General features: G+C 54.5%; 15 protein-coding genes. 9 read left to right on the top strand and 6 right to left on the bottom strand.

Translation table 11 applies throughout. The features are described 5' to 3' along the window. Positions 1-132: 132 nt before the first annotated feature. Positions 133-831 carry a FadR/GntR family transcriptional regulator gene (locus J1781_RS22635; RefSeq protein WP_129951231.1) on the top strand — a complete coding sequence of 233 codons (699 nt, stop codon included), beginning with the start codon at positions 133-135 and terminating at the stop codon, positions 829-831. 88 nt (positions 832-919) lie between these two features. On the opposite strand, the gene bcsG is transcribed toward J1781_RS22635, so the two are convergent. The 3 genes from bcsG to bcsE are packed head-to-tail and all read right to left on the bottom strand — an operon-like array spanning position 920 to position 4,399. Further along, positions 920-2,566 (bottom strand): cellulose biosynthesis protein BcsG, encoded by a 1,647-nt coding sequence (bcsG, locus tag J1781_RS22630; protein WP_217234241.1) that lies wholly within the window; start codon positions 2,564-2,566, stop codon positions 920-922. After that, complete coding sequence (gene bcsF, locus J1781_RS22625) at positions 2,563-2,796, bottom strand: cellulose biosynthesis protein BcsF (protein ID WP_129990749.1); 234 nt, start codon at positions 2,794-2,796, stop codon at positions 2,563-2,565. The genes bcsG and bcsF overlap by 4 nt, the downstream gene beginning before the upstream one ends. A gap of 4 nt (positions 2,797-2,800) precedes the next feature. Further along, on the bottom strand, positions 2,801-4,399 hold the full coding sequence (bcsE, locus tag J1781_RS22620; protein WP_217234240.1) for a cellulose biosynthesis protein BcsE: 1,599 nt from the start codon (positions 4,397-4,399) through the stop codon (positions 2,801-2,803). A 200-nt stretch (positions 4,400-4,599) separates the two neighbouring features. Between bcsE and bcsR the strand changes: the two genes are divergently transcribed. From bcsR to J1781_RS22595, 5 genes are all read left to right on the top strand, one after another. Beyond that, the gene (gene bcsR / locus J1781_RS22615) at positions 4,600-4,800 is read left to right on the top strand and encodes a cellulose biosynthesis protein BcsR (protein ID WP_129951234.1); all 201 of its coding nucleotides are present in this window, start codon (positions 4,600-4,602) and stop codon (positions 4,798-4,800) included. Position 4,801: 1 nt separating this feature from the next. Further along, positions 4,802-5,545: a cellulose biosynthesis protein BcsQ gene (gene bcsQ / locus J1781_RS22610; protein ID WP_217234239.1), complete on the top strand. Its 744-nt coding sequence runs from the start codon at positions 4,802-4,804 to the stop codon at positions 5,543-5,545. Continuing rightward, on the top strand, positions 5,542-8,157 hold the full coding sequence (gene bcsA / locus J1781_RS22605; RefSeq protein WP_217234238.1) for a UDP-forming cellulose synthase catalytic subunit: 2,616 nt from the start codon (positions 5,542-5,544) through the stop codon (positions 8,155-8,157). Before bcsQ ends, bcsA begins: the two co-directional genes overlap by 4 nt. Further along, on the top strand, positions 8,154-10,493 hold the full coding sequence (gene bcsB / locus J1781_RS22600) for a cellulose biosynthesis cyclic di-GMP-binding regulatory protein BcsB (RefSeq protein ID WP_129951237.1): 2,340 nt from the start codon (positions 8,154-8,156) through the stop codon (positions 10,491-10,493). The genes bcsA and bcsB overlap by 4 nt, the downstream gene beginning before the upstream one ends. A 70-nt stretch (positions 10,494-10,563) precedes the next feature. Continuing rightward, positions 10,564-13,788 (top strand): cellulose synthase subunit BcsC-related outer membrane protein, encoded by a 3,225-nt coding sequence (locus tag J1781_RS22595; protein ID WP_238483607.1) that lies wholly within the window; start codon positions 10,564-10,566, stop codon positions 13,786-13,788. Positions 13,789-14,061: 273 nt separating this feature from the next. Here J1781_RS22595 and hutG read toward each other — a convergent pair whose 3' ends face one another. The 3 genes from hutG to hutC all read right to left on the bottom strand — a co-directional run bounded on the left by hutG (position 14,062) and on the right by hutC (position 17,146). Then, positions 14,062-14,898 carry an N-formylglutamate deformylase gene (hutG, locus tag J1781_RS22590; protein ID WP_217234237.1) on the bottom strand — a complete coding sequence of 279 codons (837 nt, stop codon included), beginning with the start codon at positions 14,896-14,898 and terminating at the stop codon, positions 14,062-14,064. Continuing rightward, positions 14,895-16,157 carry an imidazolonepropionase gene (gene hutI / locus J1781_RS22585; RefSeq protein WP_217234275.1) on the bottom strand — a complete coding sequence of 421 codons (1,263 nt, stop codon included), beginning with the start codon at positions 16,155-16,157 and terminating at the stop codon, positions 14,895-14,897. Before hutI ends, hutG begins: the two co-directional genes overlap by 4 nt. Before the next feature lie 170 nt (positions 16,158-16,327). Next, on the bottom strand, positions 16,328-17,146 hold the full coding sequence (gene hutC, locus J1781_RS22580) for a histidine utilization transcriptional repressor HutC (protein ID WP_217234236.1): 819 nt from the start codon (positions 17,144-17,146) through the stop codon (positions 16,328-16,330). A 246-nt stretch (positions 17,147-17,392) separates the two neighbouring features. Between hutC and J1781_RS22575 the strand changes: the two genes are divergently transcribed. The 3 genes from J1781_RS22575 to J1781_RS22565 all read left to right on the top strand — a co-directional run bounded on the left by J1781_RS22575 (position 17,393) and on the right by J1781_RS22565 (position 20,572). After that, positions 17,393-18,766 (top strand): formimidoylglutamate deiminase, encoded by a 1,374-nt coding sequence (locus tag J1781_RS22575; protein ID WP_217234235.1) that lies wholly within the window; start codon positions 17,393-17,395, stop codon positions 18,764-18,766. Beyond that, positions 18,763-19,347, top strand: a complete 585-nt coding sequence (locus J1781_RS22570; protein WP_217234234.1) for a HutD/Ves family protein — start codon at positions 18,763-18,765, stop codon at positions 19,345-19,347. Before J1781_RS22575 ends, J1781_RS22570 begins: the two co-directional genes overlap by 4 nt. 244 nt (positions 19,348-19,591) lie before the next feature. Further along, positions 19,592-20,572, top strand: a complete 981-nt coding sequence (locus J1781_RS22565) for an ABC transporter substrate-binding protein (RefSeq protein ID WP_217234233.1) — start codon at positions 19,592-19,594, stop codon at positions 20,570-20,572. Positions 20,573-20,585: the final 13 nt, after the last annotated feature.

Here is a 20,585-nt window from a genome sequence, read left to right as displayed (position 1 = left end):
AATCTTAATGCGCGGTCTGGTCAGGTGGTCTGCTGGTCAGGCCATCAGACCGACATATGATTCAGCATCAAACCGATCTTTAATGTGATCGGGATAACAGATCTGGGATTCAGCATGAACACGGAGAAAATAATGGCATTACCCACCCTTAAAGTTGAACGGCTGTATCGCCAGATTTCTAATGTCTTGATTAATTGCATTAATACCGGTCAGTTTGCGCCGGGCGCGATGATCCCTTCTGAGCGCGATTTATCCAAACAGCTGGGGGTCAGCCGTTCATCCATTCGTGAAGCCCTGATTGCACTGGAAATCACCGGCTGGGTGGAAATCCGCACCGGCAACGGCGTATATGTCAGCGATCCGCTGCCACAGGCCACACCTGCGGTGCAAACGGTGAATACCGAAGAGGAATTCAGCCTGCAATCACTGGTAAAAGCACGTCAGGTTTATGAATCGATGACAGCAGAACTGGCGGCAATTAACGGCACTGACGATCAGCGCGAAAAGCTAAAAGCCATTGCCCGCGAATTAAACGAACTGAATGCTAATAACGACGCCTTCCTCGAAGCCGATCGCCGCTTTCATATGATGATCAGCGAAATGACCGGCAACGAAGTGCTGCACGATATGATGGGATATTTGTGGGATAAGCGACGTTCACGCCGGTTTATGCGCCTGGAGAGTCATTACACCGAAGTGGATTTTGCCCGTGAAATGAATGCCGATCATCAGGGGATCCTGGACGCCATTTTGGCGAAAGATGGCGCAGGGGCGCGGGCAAGAATGAGCCGCCATTTACAGCATGTGTATGACCAGCTATTTGCAGAGTAAATGAAGATAGCCTAAGCTCCCTCCCTTGCGAAGGGGGGAGCAAAAGAATCTGCCCCTTAAAATTCATTATGTTCCGACCCGGCTTCACTCAGCTCGGATACGGCACCCACCCGCCGCCGTTGAGCCGGATGTAAATTTTTCCCTGATATTCCATCACCACCGAGTTCTCATTTTCTGATACCAGCGGCGTTTGTGGCAGGTTCGAGCCGAAAGTTTTCCAGTCCATTGTCGGGCGGTTAAATACTTTGCCATCGACTGCGCGGGCGACCATTTCTGAAATCGCCTGATAGCTGCTCTGACCCTCGATTTTCATCGGTGACGGCGCATGGGGGGCCTGCATACCAAAGAATTTCACGCCGACCGGAATGTGGGTAATGCCCGGGCTTGGAATGTCACGCAGACCCGATATTTGCATCTTATCGCCAACCAGGGCAGCACCATGCTCGGGCACCACCAGCAGCATGACTTTGCGGCCGGATTTATCCAGCTGATCCATAAAAGTATTCAGCTGATTCAGCAGGGTTTGTGCACGGTTATGGTAATCCGCGCCTTTATTGCTGCCCACATAACGGTTGCCGTCATGCAGCGGGATCAGGTTAAAGAAGGTCGCGGTGCGCGCGGTACCGGCTTTCTCCTGATTTTCCAGCCAGCGGGAGAACAGCTGCCCGTCGTTGAAAATCGGTGTGCCATCAAATGACGTCAGCTCATAACCCAGACCGGCCTGTGACATCAGCGGCGCTTTCATATCGGCATCATCACGCAAGTTATCGATGTAATTACCGAATACACCCGTATGATCCATAGCCAGTTGGGAAGTGAAGCCCAGACGCGCGAGATCGTCAAACAGATAACACTGCTGACCGGCAGGCTGATACAAATCATGATGCGAGGTCTGACCGCAACTGGCGCGCAGCAGGCGGATAGATGCCGGGCCGCTGTAGGCCGTGGCTGAATTAAAATTACTGAAGACAAAATCGAAACGTGACCACAGCGGTGAACTGGAAAGATTCACGGCATCCAGATCTGACCAGGCCAGCGAACAAATGTTGATCACCAGCAGATCAAACGGCTGTGCATCAGCAGGCAACGCATCAGGGAATTTCGTCGTCTTGCGCCGTTCGTTTTGGTAAAACTGCTCCAGATAAGCGTTCAGATTGGCATTGGTGGGCGGACCATTCACGGTGTTATCCGTGGCTGATGGCGCAACGGTCACCGGTGTCGTCACGGTATTTTGGGCGATAGCCGGGGGCGTATAATGCGTGAAAAATGGCGTGATGAGGCCGCTGAGGTTAAGCCACAGCAGTGCAATAACGGTAAATGTGGTCAGCCGGATCCACTGGGAGATAAACAGATAACCAACCAGCAAAGCGAAACCGACGGCAATCCACTGCCAGTTGATAAAGCGATCGGCCAGTTCAAGCAGATAACTGAAACTGAAACCGGCAACGTCCGCCCCCTGATTGACGATTGAACGCCAGCCGGGCAGCCAGGTATCGTGATACAACAGTGCCAGCCCGAAAGGCAGGGCCAGCCACTGTCTCCAGCGATGCAGGCGCAGTGAACGTAACGGGAACAGCAATACTGCGGCAAAGACAAGATTGCTCAGTGCATCAAAATTCAGATACCCCGTTGAAAGCAAAACAAATTTAAGTAAAAAATAGTAGTTCCAGGCACCCAGGCCGCGCCAGGATTGCCAGATCCGCAAATGCGGTAAAGAGGATTGCGATTCGTTCATAGTGACGTCTTGGATTTCCCTGTTGCGGCGGAGTCATCAGCCGGTATACCGGAGCGTTTGCGGCTTTTACTGACGGAGCTGGCTGTTATTCGCGTTAAATAGCGCGGCGAAAGGAAAAGGGCCGCGAAACGGTTTTTCCAGCGAGGTAGCCGGTTGCGCAGTACATATCCTGCCGGGAAAAAAATCATCGCTGCCAGAATAAAAATTTCAATAATATCTCTGATGTCCATGCTGTTACTCCGGTGCCCGAATCACAGGCGAATCGCTCACGGCGAGCGTAACGGGCACGGGTTGGTGCACCTGCGCCCGTTTTAACGGTTCTGTTTTATGTTGCACGTATGTTTCTGCCGCCAGCACCGGTGTTGCCATCGGTGGCCTGGCGGCCAGACGGCGAACTTCCGTCTGGATATCCGGTTCCTGACTCCAGAACGTCTGGCTGGTGAACACTTCTTTGACCGGCAGGCTAAACAGAAATGTCAGCACATTTTCCACATCGCTGACCTGACAGTTCGACAGAAACAGATAAAGATGACGCCCGGTAACGGTCAAAATGTCACCGTCACGGCGCAGCGAACATAAAGACATCGCCTGCTGCGGGCTGATCCCGGCGGCAGGGCGCAGAGAAATTAAAATGCCCCGGGATTCCGTCGCCAGAGAGGCGTGATCCCAAATCTCGCGCATCACCTGGCAAAAAACCGGCAGTGGCAGATAACCCTTATGGTGGGTAGGCAGCCGGCTGTCGAGCAGCAATTCGATATCGTCCGGCACATGCCGGGTATACGTGAGGTTTTGCAGGTCATCCAGCAGGGTCAGGAAGTTGGAAAGGCGTGCCGCCTGCGGGACAACCAGATTCGCGCCACAGGCCTGAAGCAGGCGCTGATCGACATAACGCAAAGAGGCATTCATTTCACGCACGACAATTTTCAAACCCGTGCCGCGCTGCATACGTAAAAGATGAACCTGACGGGCCAGCACTTCCACTTCGTCATTGCCGGTAAGGGCGAAAATGACTGTCGCCGAGCGGGCATGCGCCGCTCGTGCGGCCAGTGCTTCGTTATCGTCAAACAGGAACCAGCGTTCTGAAAGCGCAGGCGCACCTTCAAGCACCGAGCGATCGGCCAGCAACATCCACTGGTCATCGCCGGTTTGGTCGGAAACTGCCGCAGAAACGTTTGTTTGAATTTCCCAGCCGGTGTGGTGGCGTATCAGCGGATAAAGCGTGTTGGCTTGCGCGCCCAGTGTGTCATGCCACCAGGAAATACCCCATTGATTAGGCTCAACATCCGTTTTCAAATCTGCAACGCCGTATATATTGCGGTGGTATAAGTGAAGCTGAGTTTTAACCGCATTAATACCGTTTCCATAGCAGATAATAAGGAACGTTGCACCTTTATTATGGGTGCCAGAGCTCATTTCACTCAACCAGCGGGCGAATTGTTTATCACTTATCGCCTGCCAGGTACTGACCGGGAGTAATAGAATCATTAATGAGGCGGAGTGAGCAGGCAGACGATTAATATCGGCTGCAAGAGAGAGAAACGCTTTTTTGCCATTCGCTAACTGGTAATAAAAGGTTTTTTTCTGATACTTTTTCAAATAAGTGAGAAGAATGTCGTCATCCGGTACTCTGTTTTCATGTGCAGTGCAAAGTAAATTGTGCTGCGGAAAAAAAACACTGACCGGAACTTCACCTTGCTGAGCCTCAACAGTTTGACCGCAAAGATGATAAGCGGCTTCCTCACTGTCGGTATTAACCCAGTAAAGCCCCTGAGATTGCATCTGGGTTAATCCATTCCAGAATGGTTTCATGCCCAATGAAAAGGAGAGTGCCATATAGTTAATCTGCTTGTGTCATTTTTGATTAAAAGTCTGCTTGGGGCACACCGGGAATGTGACTATAATAAATTCTAGCATTGCCACATTAAATAATCATAATACTTCATAATAATGTTTGGTACTAAAAAACCTAAACAGGTAAAGCCATTTTGGCCATGTTGTCTCAGTATTTAGATTGATGCAGGGAGAAAGAACCGGTGGGAGCCAATATTGCAGACCAGGAAGAATCCGAACCGAAAAAAGATGATGATTTTTTTGCGCTGAGTCGCCTTTTTTCTTTGTCAGAATTAAATTACGTCGATATAGCCCGTAAAGAAAAAATCCCGCAACTAATGTCCCGCTGGCCGTTACTGGCTGAGCTGGCGCAATACGGCGAACACAGCGCGGAGAAAAAATAATATGGCTGTCATTGCCTTACAGGGCGTTCGTGGCGGTACGGGGACCACCTCAGTCACGGCTGCACTGGCCTGGGGTCTTGCGCAATTAAATGAGAAAGTGCTGGTGATCGACTTTTCACCGGAAAACTTCCTGCGGTTGCACTTTGGTATGCCTGTCGCTCAGGCATGCGGATGGCGCTATGCGCACAATATGGGGACGTCCTGGCAAAACTCTGCACTGCGCTACCATTCTCATCTTGATCTCCTGCCTTACGGGCATGTCGCAACGGACGACAACAATCAGCCTGATTTCGACTGGCAAAAGGCGATCACTCAGCTTAAAAATACCGGTGTCTATGACTGGATCCTGATCGACTCTCCGGCAGCCGATCCCTTACCTGCACGCACACTTGCCGACCGCACCGTCGTGCTTCTCCATGCTGATACTCAGTCACACCTGCGTTTACATCAGTATGTGCTGCCAGCCAACGGGCATTATCTGCTCAACCAGTTCATTCCTTCCAGCCAGTTACAGCAGGATATTCTGTTGTTATGGCAGGAAACCTTGCCCGCCCTGATCCCGGTGATTTTACACCGCGATGAAGCAATGGCGGAGTCACTGGCGGCGAAACAGCCTGTCGGGGAATGGAAAAATAACAGCAAAATCAGCCGTGAGATTAACACACTGGCGAACTGGTTCCTGCTGCACTTACGCCATCCCGGGGACGTGCATAGCCAGAAAACGCCGCGGAGCCCGGCAAAATGAACCGTCTGCTCAATCTGTTTCTGGTGCCGCCGGTCGTTCTCGAATTACAAAATCGTTACCGGCATTATCGCGCCAGCCATTCCTCACGCATGGCCGCAGGTCTGATGATTATCTGTGTGGCGTTGTGCTGGTTATTTTTACGTTTTGAATCCCCGTTCTGGCAGCGCGTTAATGCACAGCGCACCCGCTGGTATCCGCAAATTTCGCCCTCTCAGCCGCGTCTGGCCGATCCGCTGCGTTATATCGTGCAAAGTGTGTGGCTGCTGATCATCCTGCCATCTGAAGGCAGACGCGGGCGTGTGATCTATAGCCGCTGGCCGCAGCAGTTGCGCGGAAAAGTCCATTTGTGGCTCAGATCATTGCCCGGACAGGTCACCCAAAATCCGCTGGAAACTCAGGTCACACGACGTATCGGCAAAATGAACCGGCTCACTAAACGCATACTGGTGTTACTGACTGCTTTGCTGACGATCACGCTGGCGATGTTCTGCATTTCTCAGCCTTTTGGCTATATCGCGCAGTTTGTTTTCGTGGTGCTGCTGTGGAGTATTGCAATGATTATCCGCCGTATTCCGGGACGTTTCCCGGCGCTGATGATGATTGTATTGTCGCTGACCATTTCCTGTCGTTATTTATGGTGGCGGTACACGTCAACGCTGAACTGGGAAGATCCGCTGAGTCTGATTTGCGGTCTGCTGCTGCTAGGGGCGGAAACCTATTCCTGGACGGTGCTGGTGCTGGGGTATATCCAGACCATCTGGCCGCTTAACCGTAAACCGGTGCCCATGCCTGCGGATATCTCGACGTGGCCAACGGTGGATCTGCTGATCCCGACCTATAACGAAGATCTGAGCGTGGTGAAACCGACATTGTACGCCGCACTCGGGCTTGACTGGCCCCGTGACAAACTGACCATTTATCTGCTCGATGACGGCAACCGGCAGGCATTCGCGGATTTTGCCCATGAAATCGGCGTGAAATACATTGCCCGTGAAACGCATGAAAATGCCAAAGCGGGCAACATTAACCATGCGCTGAAACAGGCGAAAAGCCAGCTGGTGGCGATTTTTGACTGCGACCATGTGCCGACCCGTTCTTTTTTGCAACTGACCGTCGGCTGGTTCTTTAAAGATAAAAAACTCAGCATGTTGCAAACGCCGCACCACTTTTTCTCGCCCGATCCGTTCGAACGTAATCTTGGCCGAATGCGCCGTACGCCAAACGAAGGCGAACTGTTTTACGGACTGGTGCAGGACGGCAATGACCTGTGGGATGCCAGCTTCTTCTGCGGCTCCTGCGCTGTGTTGCGCCGCGACGCACTCGATGAAATCGGGGGTATCGCTATCGAAACGGTGACGGAAGATGCGCATACCTCGCTGCGAATGCACCGCCACGGTTACACTTCGGCGTATATTCGTATTCCGCAGGCGGCAGGGCTGGCGACGGAAAGTCTGTCTGCTCACATCAGCCAGCGTATCCGCTGGGCGCGCGGTATGGTGCAGATATTCCGCCTCGATAACCCGCTGTTTGGCAAAGGGCTGAAACTGGCGCAACGGCTGTGTTACGCCAACGCCATGTTACATTTTCTGGCCGGTATTCCGCGCCTGATCTTCCTCACCGCGCCCCTGGCGTTTCTGCTGTTACATGCCTATATCATTTATGCACCGGCTGTTGCCATCGCGCTGTATGTGCTACCGCACATGATTCATGCCAGCCTGACTAATTCGCGCGTGCAGGGCAAATACCGTCATTCATTCTGGAATGAAATCTACGAAACCGTGCTGGCGTGGTATATCGCCAGGCCAACGACGGTGGCGTTGTTTAATCCCCATGCCGGGACGTTCAATGTGACGGCAAAGGGCGGGCTGAACAAGCATGCTTACGTGGACTGGAAAATCAGCCGGCCATATCAAATCCTGATGTTGCTTAATCTGGCGGGTTTATTCTTTGGAATTTACCGCATTGTTTATGGACGTCCCGACGAAATTTTAACCGTACTGGTGAGCATGGCGTGGGTGATCTACAACATGATTATTCTGGGCGGGGCGATTGCCGTGGCGTTCGAATCCAAACAGGTTCGTCAGGCACACCGCGTAGAAGCCAGAATGCCCGCGTCATTACTCAAGCCAGACGGACATATTTATGTCTGCACCATCCAGGACTATTCCGACAGCGGTGTCGGGCTGGAAACCGCGAGTGCAAGCCAGTTTCAGTTTGGTGACAACGTCACGTTAATCCTGAGCCGCGGACAGCAGGAATATACCTTCCCGATGCAGATCAGCCGTGTGTTTGGTGAAAACATCGGTATGCAGCTATTGCCACTCACAACCCAACAACATATCGATTTCATCCAATGTACTTTTGCCCGGGCCGACAGCTGGGTATTACGCGAAGACAGTTTCCCTGAAGACAAACCGATGGAAAGCCTGCGTGAGGTACTGGGGCTGGGCATCCGGGGTTATCTGCGGATGCTGGACATCGCCCCGCAACGTTACCGACCGCTGGTGTCCCGAACACGATCGTTTGGCCGCTGGTTGCTGTCTTTTGCTCCGCGTAATCCATCGCTGGCCGTTCAGCCTGTTGAATCCAACCTGATGATGACAAGACAATGAAAAAACTTCCGATCACCACTTTTATGGCATCCGCATTGATGACATTGGCGTTGGGTTCTGCTGCACCGGCCTACAGTGAACAGGCTACTGCACCGGTTGTGCCGGGCAATGAGATACCTGCGCCTCAGGTGACGTTGCCGCTGGTGGCACCGGCGGTGAACCCGATGATTATTCCGGGCGCGCCGGTGCGCAACGTGATATTACCTTTTGCCGATGTAGCACCGAGGCCAGGGGCCATCACCTTGCGCGGTATTCAGCCGAACGGGCAGATTGAATTCGGTGTGCGCAGTGACGAAGTCGTGACACAGGCTACGCTGAATCTCGAGTTCACGCCGTCGCCGTCGCTGATCCCGGTCCAGTCGCATCTTAAGGTGTATCTCAACGACCAGCTGATGGGCGTTGAAGTGATTGATAAAGATCAGCTCGGCAAGAAAAATCACTTACAGATGACGATTGATCCGCGCTATGTCACCGACTTTAACCGTATCCGCCTGGAGTTTATTGGTCATTATCAGAACGTCTGTGAAAACCCGGCAAACACCACGCTGTGGCTGGAAATCGGCAAGGGCAGTTCGCTCAGTCTGCAATACCAGAAACTGCCGCTAAGCAACGATCTGGCGCATTTCCCGGTGCCATTCTTTGATGCGCGTGACAGCCGTCCGCTGAGCCTGCCGATGGTATTTGCCGCCTCTCCGGATGCCAGCCAGCAACAGGCGGCGGCGATTCTGGCCTCCTGGTTCGGCACCAAAGCCCAGTGGCGCGGGCAATCTTTCCCGGCGCTGTATAACCAGTTGCCGGAAAGCCACGCCGTGGTGTTTGCGACTAACGGTCAGCGCCCTGATTTCCTCAAAGAAATGCCGCCGGTGAAAGGGCCCGTCGTGCAGATGGTCAGCCGCCCGGATAATCCGTACGTCAAAATGCTGCTGATCCTCGGTCGTGATGATCAGGACTTACTGACAGCAGTAAAAGGCATTGCGCAGGGAAATATCCTGTTCCGTGGCGAAACGGTCGGTGTCGATAAAGTGGATCAGATCCAGCCACGCCAGCCGTATGATGCGCCAAACTGGGTGCGCACCGACCGTCCGATGAATTTTGGCGAACTGAAACAGTATGCAGAACAGTTACAGTCTGACGGCATCCAGCCGAACCCGGTCACGCTCAACATTAACCTGCCGCCGGATCTGTTCCTGATTAACAGCACCGGTATTGATATGCGGCTGAAGTACCGTTACACCTCGCCACAGCTCAAAAACACGTCGCGTCTGAGCATCAGCCTGAACAACCAGTTTGTGCAGGATCTGACCCTGAAAACCGGACACGATGAGGATTCCCGGTTACTGCATCTGTCCCTGTTGCAGGGGCTGCTGGATGGCAGCAAGGATCTGAATATTCCGGCGCTGAAACTGGGTGCGGTAAACCAGATGCGTTTTGATTTTGACTACACGTCGCTGCTGGCAAGCGGCAGCGAGGGCCGCTGTGAAACCTATAACACCGTGCCAAATCATGTAGTGATCGACGACAGCTCCACCATCGATTTCTCCGGATACCGTCATTTTATGGCGATGCCTGATTTGCGCGCCTTCGCGAATGCCGGATTCCCGTTCAGCCGCCTGGCGGATTTATCCCAGACGCTGATTCTGGTTCAGCCACAACCGCAACCTGAGCAACTCACCACGCTGTTTGATGCGATGGGCAATATTGGCGCACTCACCGGTTATCCGGCACTTGGCGTAGGGCTGACCGAAGATGCGGCAAAAGCAAGAACCACCGACGCCGATCTGCTGGTGATCGGTAACTTGCCTGCGGATTTGCGTGACGACAGCATGCGCGATGATAAAAAAGCTAACTTACTGATCGAGGCAGCCCGTGATGCGGTTAACACCCCCATCCGTCAGGCGTCGTTAACGGATAACAACTCACCTGCCAGCGATGCGCGGGTGGATGCCAGTGCGCAAATCAGTGCACAAGGTCCGATTGCGGCGATCGTCGGATTAAAGTCGCCATACTTTGATCAGCGCAGCGTGGTCGCGCTGATGGCAAACGGTCAGCAGGGCTTCGCAATGCTGAACACCTCAGTGCAGGATACCCGACAGCGTGCGCGGATCTTTGGTTCAGTGGCGGTGGTACGCGATTCCGGCATCAGTAGTCTGAAAGTGGGTGATACCTATTATGTGGGCCATTTACCGTGGTGGGAACGGGTATGGAACGCAATGGCGAACCATCCGGTATTGCTGGCAGTCATGGCGGTGATTCTGGTGTTCCTGGCGGCAATACTGCTATGGACCGGGTTACGTTCTCTGGCCCGTCGTCGTCTGTCTGATGATGATCAGGAATAATTTCGTGAACAGACACTCCACGAACCGGCTTTCCCGCAACAAACTGGCGCTGACCATTGCGCTGGCCCTGATGGCTGCGCCTGCGGTTTCTGCCCCGGTTGTGTCGCCGGAACAATGGTTGCTGGAACAGGTACGGATCGGTGAAGCCAGTCATCAGGATGATCTGGTACGTCAGTCACTGTTTCGCCTGGAATTAATCGATCCGCAGAACCCGAAAGTGATGTCCGCCCGTTTGCGTCTGCTTCTCCGCGAAGGTGACCAGACCAGGGCGCAGCAGCAGCTGGAAAAAATTAAACAGGTTGCACCCGGTTCGGATGAATATCAGCAGGCACAGCTGAGCCTGAAAATCGCCTCGCCGGAAATGCAGCAAAAACTCCAGCAGACGCGCTTACTGGCAACCGCCGGGCGGCTCGGTGAAGCTAAGGCGCAATATGACGAGCTGTTTGGCGGCCAGCCGCCGACGCTGGATCTGGCGGTGGAATACTGGCAACTGATTGCGCGCCTGCCGGGGCAGAAAGCCAGCGCACAGGCGCAGCTCCAGGCGCTGAATAACCGGTATCCGGGGGATGTGCAGTTACGCCTGCAACTGGCGCAGATGGCGTTTGACGCAGGGGATAATGCCAAAGCGGTGGCGCTGATTAAGCAAATCGCTGCCACCAATGAAGGGCGTTCGCCTGCCGCTGACTTATGGCTGGCTCAGATTAAAGACCAACCCGTGGGTCATCCGAGCGCTGAGGCCCTGCAAGAGTTTATTACTACGTTTGATACCGGTCCGCAGGTGATTGCCGCACAACAGGAGCTTCAGCTTCAGCAGGCGTTGCTGGCCGATCCGCGTTATCAGGCACGACTCCGGGGTCTGGCGCAAATTAATCGGGGTGGTTCAACCGGCGCGATTGCCCCGCTGAAGCAGGCATTGCAGGCGAAACCCAACGATGCCGAGGTTCTCGGGGCGATGGGGCTGGCTTACTCCCGTGCCGGTAACCGCCAGCAGGCGCTGACCTTATTCCGGCAGGCGAAAGCCGCCGAAACCGACGGCTATAATGCGGATAAATGGAACAGCCTGATCCAGACCAACAGTTACTGGCTGAAAATCGATCAGGGCGACAGGGCGCTGAAAACCGGACAGCTTGAACAGGCTGAAGCGGCCTACAACCAGGCACAGCAACTGGACTCCCGTGATCCGTGGGCGCAGATCGGGCTCGGCGATGTGGCGGTTAAGCGTAAAAATGACAGGCAGGCAGAGCAGGCTTATCGCCGCGCACTCAGGCTGGAGCGCGATAACAGCAGTGCCCAGCGCGGTCTGGCAAATATCTATCAGCGTCAGTCGCCGCAAAAAGCCCTGGATTACATCAGTTCACTGCCGGCTGCTTCACAGGCGAAACTCAGCGACAAACAGCGGGGACTTCAAAGTGACGTTGTCACAATGGAGGCGGAAAAATATGCTGCCCGGCACAACTGGAATCAGGCTGCGAACCGCTACGGCGAAGCGCTGAAGCTGAATCCGGACGATGTCTGGACGACCTACCATTACGCTAATGCCCTGCGTGAGGCGGGCGAACCGGCGCAGGCGGATACGGTTTTCGCACAGCTTGCGGCGAAACGTCCGGTGGATCCGCAACAGGTTTACGCTTATGCGCTCTATCTTTCCGGCTCCGGTCGTGATGATGCCGCTCTGCACCATCTGAATACATTGCCGCAGGCGAAATGGGACGCCAACATGCGTGAAGTGGCGCAGCGCATTCAGCTCGGTAAAACCCTGGCCGCTATCGATGCTTCACTGGCCGCAGGTCATACGCAGCAGGCGAAACAGCAGTTGCAGCAGGCTGATCTGCATGACCTGAGCCTCAATCAGCAACGGCAGATCGCCATGGCCTGGCGTGATGTTGGTGACACGACCCGGGCCTTTGCGCTGATGCAGCCATTGAAAACGGCTGCGCGTTCACAACCGGCCGGACAAGACAAAGCACTGATTTATCGTAATGCCGCCAGCCTTGAGCAGCAGCTCGGCGAGCCAGAACTGGCGCGTCAGGATTACGGGCAGGCGATGGTCGCCAGTGGCATCACCGACAAAACGCCACAGGACAATGACAGTTATACACGTCTGATCCGCAACAATCCGGCGGATGACTGGCTGAAACGCGGTATCCGCTCTGACGCAGGTGATCTTTACCGTCAGCAGGATATCAATTTCACGGTGGATACGGATTCGTGGACCTCGAGCGGTACGCCGGGCAAATCTGATCTCACCGCCAACACCACCATGTTGCAGGCAGATATGCCGGTGTATCAGGGGCGGGGATTCCTGCGGGCCGACTGGGTGCGTATGGATGCCGGAACTTTTGATAACGAAAACGGTAATTACGAAGCCAGTTTCGGCACCTGTCGTGATCAGAACTGCCGCCGATATCGCAGCCAGACCGCTAACGGTGTCAGCCTTGGCGCGGGCTGGGAAAATGAACAATGGAAAGGGGATTTAGGCACCACGCCGCTGGGTTTCCCTGTGGTTGACTGGGTAGGCGGGCTGGCTTACAGCGGAGACTGGGGTGATATCGGCTGGACGACCACGGTTTCACGCCGTCCGGTGTCCAGTTCGTTACTTTCTTTCGCTGGCGCAAAAGATCCGGGCACCGGCACCACCTGGGGTGGCGTTCGCGCAACCGGTGCCAGCCTTGGGTTAAGTTACGATCAGGGGCTGGCCAACGGGGTGTGGGCTGACCTCAGCGCGCATCAGCTGACCGGTGAAAATGTCGAAGACAATACCCGCGAACGCCTGATGGGGGGGTATTACTACAAGGTTATCAACGAAGATAACCGCCGCGCGACGGTGGGCCTCAGCTCCATGCTCTGGCATTATCAGAAAGACCTTAGCGGCTACACCCTGGGACAGGGGGGATACTACAGTCCGCAACAATATTTCTCGCTTGCCGTACCGGTGAATTACCGGCAGCGCACGGAGAACTGGTCATGGCAACTCGGCGGTTCCGTCTCCTGGTCTCGCTCCTCAACCAGCGATCAAAAACGTTATCCGATCCAGAATCTGATCCCGGATTCATTACCGGATAAAAACGCCATTGAAACCGGCAGTAGTGGTTCTGGTTTTGGTTACACGTTGCAGGCACTGGTTGAACGGCGTGTCAGTTCTCACTGGACCATCGGCGGGGGAATTGATATTCAGCAAGCGAAGGATTATACGCCAAGCCATTTCCTGCTGTACGCGAGATACTCGATGAGCGGCTGGCAAGGAGATCTGGATATGCCACCGGAACCGTTAGTGCCGTACGCGGACTTTAAGTAATGCCAGACCGGGCATTAGGGCGGTTCCTTCACTCGGTCCTGGAGCCTTTGGTCTCCAGGCCGCTCCGTTCAGCAAGCTTTCTGAATCGCCCCTGGCTTTTAAAAAAACAAAACAAGTAAGGTTGCGACGTAGAAGCCTGAGGCCGGTTCCAAATACCGCCGGAGGGAGAGGTGGAAAACCGCGTGTCTTTTTACGCGGGTTGTAACCCGAACGAAGGGAACCGTGCAGCGGCGGGATTTTGCGGCTATCCTTAGCGGCCAGCGAAAAGTGAAATTAACCAGCGCCTTGTTTATACCTGTCCGCCCCCCAATCCACCATTCCCTCCAGCAACTGCCTCAACAGCACCTGTAATTCGGCCGCCTTGTCAGGTGAATACGAAAACGGTTCAATCTCCTCCATATAATTCACCTGCGCCAGCTCAAGCTGAACGGCATGAATATCCCGGTCAGGCTGACCATAAGCTCTCGTGATATATCCCCCTTTAAACCGGCCATTAAGCACATGACTGAAGCGGGTTTGTTGCTGGCAGGTTCTGTCGAGAATTTCACTCAGCGCCGGTGAACAGCTTGCGCCGCTGTTGGTGCCCAGATTGAGATCCGGTAGCCGGCCGTCGAAAAGACGCGGTATCACTGACGCAATAGAATGTGCATCAAACAGCAGCGCATAGCCGGATTCCTGTTTCATACGCGCCAGTTCTGACTGTATTTTCTGGTGATAGGGTTGCCAGATTTGATCGAGATATTGCTGGCGCTGCGTGTCTGCCGGCGTCATGCCTGGTTTAAAGGTCTCGCGTCCGTCAAAAAGCGTCTCGGGGTATAAACCTGTCGTGGCGGTGGTATACAACGGTTTATCGTCAGCAGGCCGGTTCAGGTCGATAACGAACCGTGAATACTGGCCGACCAGAATACTGGCACCCAGTGAACGCGCAAAATCATACAGCTGCGGGATATGCCAGTCGGTATCGGAAAGCGGAAGAGCGGCATCGCTCAGACCGCTGGCCACTTCTGGCGTAAGCTGCGTCCCTGCATGGGGGATGCTGATCAGTAACGGCGCGGTACCCTGGGTAAAATGGTATGGCTCAGCGATAACATTAGCAGTTGAAAGACTCATGAACGGAACTCTCCTCGTACTTCTCCACGATAGACAACAGTGCAGGGCAACTGACCACCCAGCCAGTAAACCAGTTCCGCAGGACGTGACAGCGGCCAGTGTATAAAATCAGCAACTTTTCCCGCTTCCAGCGTGCCGTGTGTTTCCTGTAAACCGAGCGCGTGCGCACCGTGGCAGGTGATCCCGGCCAGCGCTTCTTCAGGCGTCAGGCGAAACAACGTACATCCCATGTTAAGCATCAGACGCAAAGAAAGTGCAGGCGATGTGCCCGGATTGGCGTCACTGGCCAGCGCCATCGGCACCTGATGTTTGCGGAACTCATCCACCGGCGGGCATTGTGTTTCGCGCAGCAAATAATATGCCCCCGGCAGTAATACGGCGACGGTGCCGCTGGCGGCCATGGCCTGCGCATCTTCAGCGGTGGCGTATTCCAGATGGTCGGCTGACAACGCATGATGCCGTGCCGCCAGGGCGCTACCATGCAGCGAAGACAGTTGCTCGGCGTGTAATTTAACCGGTAATCCCAAGGCTTTTGCGGTATTAAAAACCCGTTCAACCTGTGCCGGAGAGAACGCCAGATGTTCACAAAAGGCATCGACGGCGTCGGCCAGGTTTTCACTGGCAACCACCGGCAATAATGTTTCGCAGATGAGATCAATATAGTCATCCGCGCGTCCTTTGAACTCCGGCGGCAGGGCATGGGCGGCAAGACAGGTGGATTTCACCTCCACCGGCAGCATAACGCCCAAACGACGGATCACCCGCAGCATCTTCAGCTCACTTTCGACGCTCAGCCCGTAACCGGATTTAATCTCAACACACGTCACGCCTTCTGCCAGCAACGGTTGTAAGCGGAACAGTGCCTGCGCCAGAAGTTCATCTTCGCTGGCCTCGCGGGTGGCATTGACGGTGGAGAGAATGCCACCACCGGCTGCGGCGATTTCTGCATAGCTGACGCCGTTGAGCCGCTGTTCAAATTCTGCGCTGCGATCGCCGCCAAATACCAGATGCGTATGGCAGTCAACGAAGCCCGGGGTGATGATCCCGCCGCTGAATTCATGCTGTGTGGCTCCCGCGAAAACCGGACAATCTGCGGCAGAGCCGGTCCAGACGATCTTCCCGTCTGCGACCGCCATCGCGCCGTTTTCAATCAGGTTGTAATGCCCGTCCTGCATGGTGACCAGCGTGGCACCGCGCCATACGCTGTCACAACGGGAAGGGGGTTCGGCTGAAAAAGAAGGGGATATCGCTACCGGCATGACAGGCTCCAGGCTGAATTCATCTTGTATAGACAACTAAAGTCAACCTAACGCATAACCGTGAAACCGGCAAGGCAGCCAGCGATAGTTTTTTCTTATTACGAGACGTCTTCCAAAATTTGAACGAAGAGATAGCGGCCTTGCAAAGCCGCCATTAAGGTGTGCCGGAATCAGCCGTGGCTGGTGAAACGTCCAAATAATTGATAGCGGGAACCGGGATAAATCAGGCGCGCGGAAGTCACCACGCGGCTGCCGCTCCAGGTCCTGCGGTGGATCAGGAGGCAAGGCTCATGTTCGTTCAGTTGCAACAGCTCGCGTTGCTCATCGCTGGCACTGATGGCTTCAACACGGTGTTCACCCGCCGTCAGCGGCGCGATTTCCATCAGATACGTATAGGGTGTCTGCTTGTTCAGCACCTGTTGCAGATAATCGGGGGCGGTTTCCGGGTTCACAAAACGATCTTCAATCTGCACAGGTACGTTGTTTTCGTAATGAACAATCTGCGAGTAAAACATCAACGTACCCGTGGCGATACCCAGTTGCAGCGCCTGATCGGCGTCCGCCAGTCGCGCTTCGCACACCAGAATCTTGCTGTCATGACGATGACCGCGCTGGGCAATTTCATCGGCAATGTTGTGCACTTCCAGCATCGGGGTATAAGCCTTGGCTTCGGCCACAAAGGTCCCGACGCCCTGCATGCGGATCAAAAATCCCTCGCTGGTCAGTTCGCGCAGGGCGCGGTTGATGGTCATGCGGCTGACGCCAATTTCATTGACCAGCTCACTTTCAGACGGTACACGCTGATGCGGTTTCCAGACACCGGCGCGGATCTGGCTGATGATCGCCTGTTTGACCCGCTGATAAATGGGCGCGGGTGTGTCGCTCATCGCAGCCGCCAGTTCGGACAATGTCTGCTGTGATACTCCCTGTTGTGACACAGCCTGTTGTTGTGTAGCACCATTTTGCAAAAGTGGTGTGGGCTCCGACATGACTCTTACCTCACTCAATGAAATTCCAGAAATATTGGGAAAGTTTGCCTGTCCGCCCGGCAGTTTCCATCAAAGGAAAGTAAACGGAAAGGGCGTGACGGAAAACTAAATTTATAAAAAAAGGGTTGTTGCAAGTTTACAGCGCAATCAGGCATATGTATATGTATAGACAAGTCGCTTAAAACTTTTGCAATTGTTTCCATAAAATTGCGTTTATGTTTCTTCTTACTGCTCAGGAATGCTGTCATGCCTGCTTATTTTGCTCCACGCGCTTTACTTGCTGATGGCTGGGCGCACAACGTGCGGCTGGATGTCGATGTTGCCGGAATGTTGACGGCGGTGACCCCGGACGGCGATCCGCAGGGGTGTCTGCCCCTTTCCGGCCCGGTGGTTCCGGGAATGCCGAATCTCCATTCGCATGCATTTCAGCGGGTGATGGCCGGGCTGGCGGAAGTTGCCGGCGATCCGCAGGACAGCTTCTGGACCTGGCGCGATCTGATGTATCGCATGGTGCAGCGCCTGACACCTGAGCAGGTTGGCGTAATAGCCCGTCAGTTGTATATCGAAATGCTCAAAGGTGGCTACACGCAGGTGGCTGAATTTCACTATCTGCATAACGACATCAGCGGTCAGGCTTATGCCGACCACGGTGAAATGACCGCGCATCTGAGTGAAGCCGCTTCACAAACCGGCATCGGGTTGACCCTGCTGCCGGTGCTTTACCGTTACGCCGGATTTGGCGCGCAACCGGCACAGGCCGGACAGAAACGGTTTATTCAGGATGCGGACAGTTATCTGAAACAACAGGAAATTATCCGCAAACAGCTCAGCGGCAAAAGTCTGCAAAATCAGGGGTTGTGTTTCCATTCCCTGCGCGCCGTGACGCTTGAGCAAATGCAGCAGGTGTTGCAGTCCGCAGACAAAAATCTGCCGGTGCATATTCATATCGCCGAGCAGCAGAAAGAAGTGAACGATTGTCTGGGCTGGAGCGGACAGCGCCCGATTTCCTGGCTGTACGACAATCTGGATATTGATTCCCGCTGGTGTCTGATCCACGCCACGCACGCTGACCGCTTCGAGCTGGCGAGCATGGCAGGCAGCGGGGTGGTAGCCGGACTATGCCCGACCACTGAGGCTAATCTGGGCGACGGGATTTTCCCCGGCGTCGATTATCTGGCGCAGTCCGGGCGGTGGGGGATCGGTTCCGACAGCCATGTTTCCCTGAATGTAGTTGAAGAACTGCGCTGGTTTGAATACGGGCAACGCCTGCGTGATCAGCGACGTAACCGGCTGACGACCGCCGCGCAAAATTCTGTGGGCGATGTGCTGTATACCCAGGCATTGCAGGGCGGTGCACAGGCTTGCGGCGCGCTTATCGGACAGCTTTCTGCGGGGTATCGTGCCGACTGGCTGGTACTCGACGGGCAGGATCCTTATCTCGCTGCCGCAAAAAACAGTGAACTGCTTAACCGCTGGCTGTTCGCCGGTAATGCCGGGCAGATCCGTGATGTGTATGTTGGCGGTATTGCGCGCATTGTGAACGGACAGCATGAGCAGCAACAGGCTGCGGCGGCGGATTTCCTCTCGCTTCTCCGTCAGTTGGCGGAGGACGTCGCATGATTGCCTGGCAGCACTTCACTTTCGATGGCCTGCCGGTCAGTCCGTGGCGTAATGGCGGTGGCGAGACCCGCGAAATCTTCAGTTTTCCTGCCGGTAGCCGTGATTTTGACTGGCGCGCCAGCATTGCCACCATCGCACAGGATGGTCCGTTCTCGGCATTCCCCGGTATTGACCGCTCCATCACCTTGCTGAGCGGGGAAGGTGTGCATTTACAGGCACCGCCTGATGTCGATCACTTACTCAATGTCACCGGCGAGCCGTTTGCTTTCAGTGGTGATATTGCACTCAGCGCCCGCCTGCTGGGTGATGTGACGACCGATTTCAACATCATGACGCGGCGCACGGAATGTGCCTCACGGGTGGTTGCCGCACGCGAGCACCTGACGGTGACGCGCGAAAAAGGTGGCGTGATTTATGTCATCAGCGGGACGTGGCAACTGGCGGATGGCGGGCTACTGCGGGCGGGCGAGGGATATTACTGGTCTGAGACAGCGGCAGCATCGCGACAGGCATCGGTGAGTCTGACCCCTGTTGATCAGGTACAGAGAGGCCTGCTGTTATGGGCGGCCATTACACGATAAATACCCTGCAGGGTTGCGCTAAAAGGGAGCATGCAACGCACTGAATTGATTCACCAGCCCGCATGGGACGAGGCGTAACCGCCGCCGGATGTGGCAAAACGGCATCAGCATAAACTGGCATAAAGCTTGCTTTGTTATTTTCGACTCACTTGTATAGACAAGAATATACAGTAGCGTAATTTGCTTGCGGCGTTTGACAGTCACAGGCATTTCCCCGAGACAGGCATATTGGCAGGAGTGGCAGATGAGCAACAAGATTACCAGGGTTGTACTGAAACGTTCGTTGTCGTTGTTAGGGCTGGCAGTAGCGCTGGGCAGTATGGCTGTCAGTGCGGCGCAGGCGGCCGATACGCCGGTTGCTGTGGGTATTTCGGGCTGGACGGGGTTTGCCCCCCTGACACTGGCAGACAAAGCGGGCATTTTTAAAAAGAACGGTCTGGATGTCACGCTGAAAATGGTGCCGCAGCAGTCGCGTCATCTGGCCATTGCTTCCGGTTCCCTGCAATGTGCGGCAACCACCGTTGAAACCTATTTAACCTGGAATGCCAGTGGTGTGCCGATCAAACAAATCGTACAGCTGGATAAATCTTACGGTGCGGACGGTATCGCGGTGCGCAGCGGTATCAACAAGATTACCGATCTGAAAGGCAAAACCATCGGCGTGGATGCACCGGGTACTTCCTCTTACTTCCTGCTGGCGTGGATCCTCGATAAAAACGGCATGACGATGAAAGACGTCAAACTCGCCACGCTCGGACCGGACGCCGCTGCGCACGCCTTTATTGCCGGGCAGAATGACGCTGCAGTGAGCTATGAACCCTACCTTTCCAACATCCGTCAGAGCCCGGATAAAGGAAAAATTCTGGCAACGACGCTGGATTATCCGATGGTGATGGATACGCTGGGCTGTACGCCGGACTGGCTGGATAAAAATCCAAAAGCCGCACAGGCGCTGGTGAGCAGCTATTTTGAAGCGCTGGATATGATCAGGAAAGAACCGGAGAAATCCAACGAAATCATGGGCGCGGCGGTGAAAGAGACCGGCAAACAGTTTGCAGAGGAATCCAGTTATCTGCGCTGGCAGGATCGTGAGGCCAACCAGAAATTCTTCAGCGGTGAAATCGTGACCTTCACTAACGAAGCTGCGCGGTTGCTGACTGAGATGAAAATCCTGCGTAAAACACCAGATATCAATACGTTATATGACGCGAAGTACGTGAAATAGCCATGAAGGACCG

Source organism: Rahnella perminowiae, assembly GCF_019049695.1.
In the GTDB taxonomy this organism is placed as follows: domain Bacteria; phylum Pseudomonadota; class Gammaproteobacteria; order Enterobacterales; family Enterobacteriaceae; genus Rahnella; species Rahnella perminowiae.
The sequence above is the reverse complement of the archived record's forward strand: the minus strand, read 5'-3'. Positions and strand labels throughout refer to the sequence as shown.

Bases quoted from the DNA above. Each gene is read 5' to 3' on its own strand.
- J1781_RS22635 (WP_129951231.1), top strand. From the start codon at position 133: ATGGCATTACCCACCCTTAAAGTTGAACGGCTGTATCGCCAGATTTCT.
- bcsG (WP_217234241.1), bottom strand. From the start codon at position 2,566: ATGAACGAATCGCAATCCTCTTTACCGCATTTGCGGATCTGGCAATCC.
- bcsF (WP_129990749.1), bottom strand. From the start codon at position 2,796: ATGGACATCAGAGATATTATTGAAATTTTTATTCTGGCAGCGATGATT.
- bcsE (WP_217234240.1), bottom strand. From the start codon at position 4,399: ATGGCACTCTCCTTTTCATTGGGCATGAAACCATTCTGGAATGGATTA.
- bcsQ (WP_217234239.1), top strand. From the start codon at position 4,802: ATGGCTGTCATTGCCTTACAGGGCGTTCGTGGCGGTACGGGGACCACC.
- bcsA (WP_217234238.1), top strand. From the start codon at position 5,542: ATGAACCGTCTGCTCAATCTGTTTCTGGTGCCGCCGGTCGTTCTCGAA.
- bcsB (WP_129951237.1), top strand. From the start codon at position 8,154: ATGAAAAAACTTCCGATCACCACTTTTATGGCATCCGCATTGATGACA.
- J1781_RS22595 (WP_238483607.1), top strand. From the start codon at position 10,564: ATGGCTGCGCCTGCGGTTTCTGCCCCGGTTGTGTCGCCGGAACAATGG.
- hutG (WP_217234237.1), bottom strand. From the start codon at position 14,898: ATGAGTCTTTCAACTGCTAATGTTATCGCTGAGCCATACCATTTTACC.
- hutI (WP_217234275.1), bottom strand. From the start codon at position 16,157: ATGCCGGTAGCGATATCCCCTTCTTTTTCAGCCGAACCCCCTTCCCGT.
- hutC (WP_217234236.1), bottom strand. From the start codon at position 17,146: ATGTCGGAGCCCACACCACTTTTGCAAAATGGTGCTACACAACAACAG.
- J1781_RS22575 (WP_217234235.1), top strand. From the start codon at position 17,393: ATGCCTGCTTATTTTGCTCCACGCGCTTTACTTGCTGATGGCTGGGCG.
- J1781_RS22570 (WP_217234234.1), top strand. From the start codon at position 18,763: ATGATTGCCTGGCAGCACTTCACTTTCGATGGCCTGCCGGTCAGTCCG.
- J1781_RS22565 (WP_217234233.1), top strand. From the start codon at position 19,592: ATGAGCAACAAGATTACCAGGGTTGTACTGAAACGTTCGTTGTCGTTG.